This window comes from Phyllobacterium sp. (genome assembly GCF_037994425.1).
In the GTDB taxonomy this organism is placed as follows: Bacteria; Pseudomonadota; Alphaproteobacteria; order Rhizobiales; family Rhizobiaceae; genus Phyllobacterium.
The window spans coordinates 1-4671 of sequence record NZ_JBBNAM010000317.1 but is presented as its reverse complement, the minus strand read 5'-3'; the positions used below and the strand labels follow the sequence as shown (position 1 = coordinate 4671).

4 protein-coding genes are annotated in these 4671 nt (G+C 61.0%); all 4 read left to right on the top strand.

Annotated elements, in window-relative coordinates:
• The first annotated feature begins 303 nt into the window (after positions 1-303).
• The 4 genes from AAAB35_RS21230 (at position 304) to leuC (ending at position 4621) form a co-directional block, all read left to right on the top strand.
• Positions 304-1173: an aldo/keto reductase family oxidoreductase gene (locus tag AAAB35_RS21230; RefSeq protein WP_112668050.1), complete on the top strand. Its 870-nt coding sequence runs from the start codon at positions 304-306 to the stop codon at positions 1171-1173.
• Between the two features lie 154 nt (positions 1174-1327).
• The gene (locus AAAB35_RS21225; RefSeq protein WP_112665701.1) at positions 1328-2125 is read left to right on the top strand and encodes a transporter substrate-binding domain-containing protein; all 798 of its coding nucleotides are present in this window, start codon (positions 1328-1330) and stop codon (positions 2123-2125) included.
• Between the two features lie 22 nt (positions 2126-2147).
• Positions 2148-2969 carry an amino acid ABC transporter permease gene (locus AAAB35_RS21220; protein ID WP_112644190.1) on the top strand — a complete coding sequence of 274 codons (822 nt, stop codon included), beginning with the start codon at positions 2148-2150 and terminating at the stop codon, positions 2967-2969.
• A gap of 245 nt (positions 2970-3214) precedes the next feature.
• Positions 3215-4621, top strand: coding sequence for a 3-isopropylmalate dehydratase large subunit (gene leuC, locus AAAB35_RS21215; RefSeq protein WP_340670259.1), 1407 nt, complete (start codon positions 3215-3217; stop codon positions 4619-4621).
• Positions 4622-4671 lie beyond the last annotated feature (50 nt).

Sequence of the window (4671 nt, the reverse complement as noted above, 5' to 3'; positions counted from 1 at the left end):
GCAGCTCAGGCGCTCGCAGCCGAAAAGGCAGCACAGGAAGCTGCAGAAGCCAAGGCAGCAGCAGAAGCTGCCGCAGCGGCTGAGCCGGCAGCAGAATAAGTTTCAATCCTCAGGGGTTGTGGGAAAGGCGGCCTTCGGGTCGCCTTTTTTGTTGCTCGCAATAGCGCGCCGCTGGCAGGTCGGATCGCATCAGCCGCGCCCAGCGCCATTGTCCGAAATTCCGAACAGCCCGTGCGGAATGCATGCTGTTATTACAGGAGCCGGTCTGACCTATTTCTGCCCTGTCTTTAAACGGAGCAGATCATGTCCAATCTCGAAGAATCGGGCACATTCGCACTCGGCGACCGCACGGTGGCGCGGCTTGGCTACGGGGCCATGCAACTTGCTGGCAAGGGCGTCTTCGGACCACCGAAGGATCGCGCCGAGGCGATCGCTGTGTTGCGCGAAGCGGTCGAAAGCGGAGTCAACCACATCGACACCAGCGACTTTTACGGCCCGCACATCACCAACCAGATCATCAGGGAGGCGCTGCATCCTTATCGGGATGATCTTGTGATCGTCACGAAGATCGGAGCAACGCGTGGGCCAGACGCGTCCTGGAATCCGGCCTTCTCGAAAGAAGCGCTGACGCAGGCAATTCACGACAACCTCACGAATCTCAGCCTCGAGGTGATCGATGTGGTCAATCTGCGGGCCATGTTTGACGTTCATGGCCCAGCGGAAGGATCTCTGGAAGAGCCCCTCACCGTCCTCGCCGATCTTCAGCGGCAGGGCCTCGTCAGACACGTTGGCCTCTCCAATGTCACTGCCAAGCAAATCGCGGATGGCAGAAAGATCACCGAGATCGTTTGCATTCAAAACCAGTACAATCTTGCGCATCGCGGGGACGATACCCTGATCGAACAGCTCGCTGCGGAAGAGACAGCCTATGTGCCTTTCTTTCCGCTCGGGGGCTTCTCACCATTGCAATCGTCCACGCTGTCGGATGTCGCTGCGGAACTTGACGCAACACCGATGCAGGTTGCTCTTGCGTGGCTTCTGCAGCGCGCGCCGAATATCTTGCTCATACCCGGCACCTCGTCACGCCTCCACCTCAAGGAGAACCTCGCGGTCGCCGATATCACCTTGCCCACCGAAGCCATTGAGAAACTGGATGGTATCGCGTCTCGCTAACGACATTTGCAATCTGTCCCGCAAAAATCTTTGCATGGAAGGGCGGTCTTTGGACCGCCTTTTCTGTTTTTGAATGGCGACACGCGGCAATTCTCTTGCCATCCGCTTCGCAACTATGACAGGTTTCGCGGACTATATTTCGGGGAGATATTTAATGCCGTTCCGTCGCACCGTTCTTGCAGGACTGACCGCCCTTGTCCTGTCGCCGCTCGCCGCCCTCGCCGCCGACCTTCCCGACCTCAAGGGCAAGTCGGTCGTCGTCGTCACCGAGAACGCCTATCCGCCGCTACAGTTCGTCGATCCGAAGTCGGGCAAGGCGATCGGCTGGGAATATGATGCGATGAACGAGATCGCCAAGCGGCTGAACTTCAAGGTCGAGTATCAGAACACCAGCTGGGACGCGATGATCCAGGCTGTCTCCGACAACCAGTATAACATCGGCATGACCGGCATCACCATCAAGGATGACCGGAAGGCCAAGGTCGACTTCTCCGATCCCTACATGCGCTCGCAGCAGTTCATGCTGGTGCGCGGCGACGAAAGCCGCTTCACCGACGCCAAGACCTTCGGCGCCTTCAATGACGGCCTCGTCGGCGCGCAGCCGGGCACCTCGCCTTTCTACACCGCCGTCTACGAAATCCTTGATGGCAACGAGCAAAACCCGCGCGTCAAGCTCTTCGAAACCTTCGGCGCCACCGTCCAGGCGCTCAAGGCCGGCGACGTCGACGTGGTGCTGACCGACAGCGTCGCTGCCAAGGGTTATGTCGATGCCTCGAACGGCGGCCTGAAGGTCATCGGCGGTCCGCTCGGCACCGAGGATTTCGGTTTCATCTTCCCGAAGGGCTCCGATCTCGTCGCCCCGGTCAATGCCGCAATCGCAAGCCTGAAGGCCGACGGCACCTTCGACGCGCTGAACAAGAAGTGGTTCCTCGACTACAAGATGGGCGAATGATCCCGTCTTCGGCGAACACCTAATGGCACCTCAGCCGGCCCCTGTTGGGCACAGTAAGGGCGACTATCCCTGGTGGCTGGTCGCCCTTGTCGCGATCGGCATCGTCCTTGCCGTCGTCATCATCGCCAACGACATCTATGCGCAGGTCTTCCGCACCGTCTTCAACGGCGTCGGTGTTACCATCTTCGTGACGCTGGTGGGATTTGCACTCGCAACCATCCTCGGTCTCGCCATCGCGCTGCTCGGACTGTCCGACAGCGTCGTGCTTCGCCAGATCTCACGCTTCTATGTCGAAGTCATCCGCGGCGTGCCTATGCTGGTGCTGCTGTTCTATGTCGCCTTCGTCGGCGCGCCCGGCATCGTCGCCGCCTTCAATTTCCTGACCAGTCCGCTGATCCAGGCCGGCCTCAGCGAGCCTGTGATGGTGCGCGACTTCTCGCTGATGTGGCGGGCCATCATCGCGCTGATGATCGGCTACTCCTCCTTCATCGCGGAAGTCTTCCGTGCCGGGATCCAGTCGGTCGATCACGGCCAGATCGAAGCCGCCAAGGCGCTCGGCCTGTCGCGCTATCACCGCTTCCGCTTTGTGGTCTTCCCGCAGGCGATCAGGGTGATCTTCCCGCCGCTGTCGAACGATTTCGTGGCGATGGTCAAGGACTCGTCGCTGGTGTCGGTGCTCGGCGTGTCCGACATCACCCAGATGGGCAAGATCTATGCCTCCGGCTCGTTTCGCTTCTTTGAAACCTATTCGATCGTCACCTATATCTACCTCATCCTGACAATCGGTTTGTCGCTTGCACTGAGGCAGGTCGAGAAACGGATGCGCGGGAAAGACCGGCGTTAGCGGCCGAATGATTCGAATTGCCGCCGTCGCGAAAAATTGGTATGTGACAGCGCATGGAATCCAAGTTCAGTTGCATTGGGGCGCATATTTTCGTGCTGCAGGACCACTACCGCCTGCCGGCACGTTTCTTTGCAGCCGTTTCCGGTGCACTCAACAGCCGACTTCGTTGATCGAATGACGGCCCGGCGGGCCTCACCGCCACCAACTCCATTTTTCCATACGCATCCAAGAACGGACCTACCGCCATGAGCGCACCGCGTACCCTTTACGACAAGATCTGGGACGACCACCTGGTCGATCAGCAGGACGACGGCACCTGTCTTCTCTACATCGACCGCCACCTGGTCCACGAAGTCACCTCGCCGCAGGCCTTCGAAGGCCTGCGCATGACTGGCCGCAAGGTTCGCGCGCCGGAAAAGACGCTGGCTGTGGTCGACCACAACGTCCCGACGTCGCCTGATCGCCATCTCGGCATCAAGAACGAAGAGAGCCGTATCCAGGTCGAGCAACTCGCCATCAACGCCGCCGAATTCAATGTCGAGTACTACTCGGAAAACGACAAGCGCCAGGGCATCGTGCACATCGTCGGCCCGGAGCAGGGCTTCACGCTGCCGGGCATGACCATCGTTTGCGGCGACAGCCACACCTCGACGCATGGTGCCTTCGGCGCGCTGGCGCATGGCATCGGCACGTCGGAAGTCGAGCACGTGCTTGCGACCCAGACGCTGATCCAGCAGAAGGCCAAGAACATGCTGGTGCGCGTCGACGGCCAGCTGCCGCCAGGTGTGACCGCCAAGGACATCATCCTTGCCATCATCGGTGAGATCGGTACCGCCGGTGGCACCGGACACGTCATCGAGTTTGCCGGCGAAGCGATCCGCTCGCTGTCGATGGAAGGCCGCATGACCATCTGCAACATGACGATCGAAGGCGGTGCCCGCGCCGGCCTGATCGCGCCCGACGTAACGACCTTCGAATACATCAAGGACAAGCCGCGCGCGCCGAAGGGCAAGGCCTGGGAAATGGCGCTCGACTATTGGAAGACGCTGCACACCGACGAAGGCGCGCATTACGATCGCGTCGTCGTGCTCGACGCTGCCGATCTGCCGCCGATCGTCTCCTGGGGTTCGGCGCCTGAGGACGTCATCTCGGGTCTGGGCATCGTCCCGAACCCGGACGAGATCCCGGAAGAAAACAAGCGCACCTCCAAGTGGCGCGCGCTTGACTACATGGGCCTGAAGCCCGGCACCAAGATCACTGACATCGCCATCGACCGCGTCTTCATCGGCTCGTGCACCAACGGCCGCATCGAGGACCTCCGGGCCGTGGCCGAGGTGGTCGAAGGCCGCAAGGTCGCCTCGACCGTTTCGGCGATGATCGTTCCGGGATCCGGCCTCGTGAAGGAACAGGCCGAGGCCGAAGGCCTCGACAAGATCTTCCGCGAAGCGGGCTTCGACTGGCGCGAGCCGGGCTGCTCCATGTGCCTGGCGATGAACGACGACCGGCTGAAGCCTGGCGAGCGTTGCGCCTCCACATCGAACCGCAACTTCGAAGGCCGCCAGGGCCGCGGCGGCCGCACGCATCTGGTGAGCCCGGCGATGGCCGCGGCGGCCGCGGTGACCGGGCATCTGACCGACGTGCGGAAACTGTAGCTGAGGATTCCACTCGCCACGCGATGAAGCATCCTAAGGCAGAATGCGAA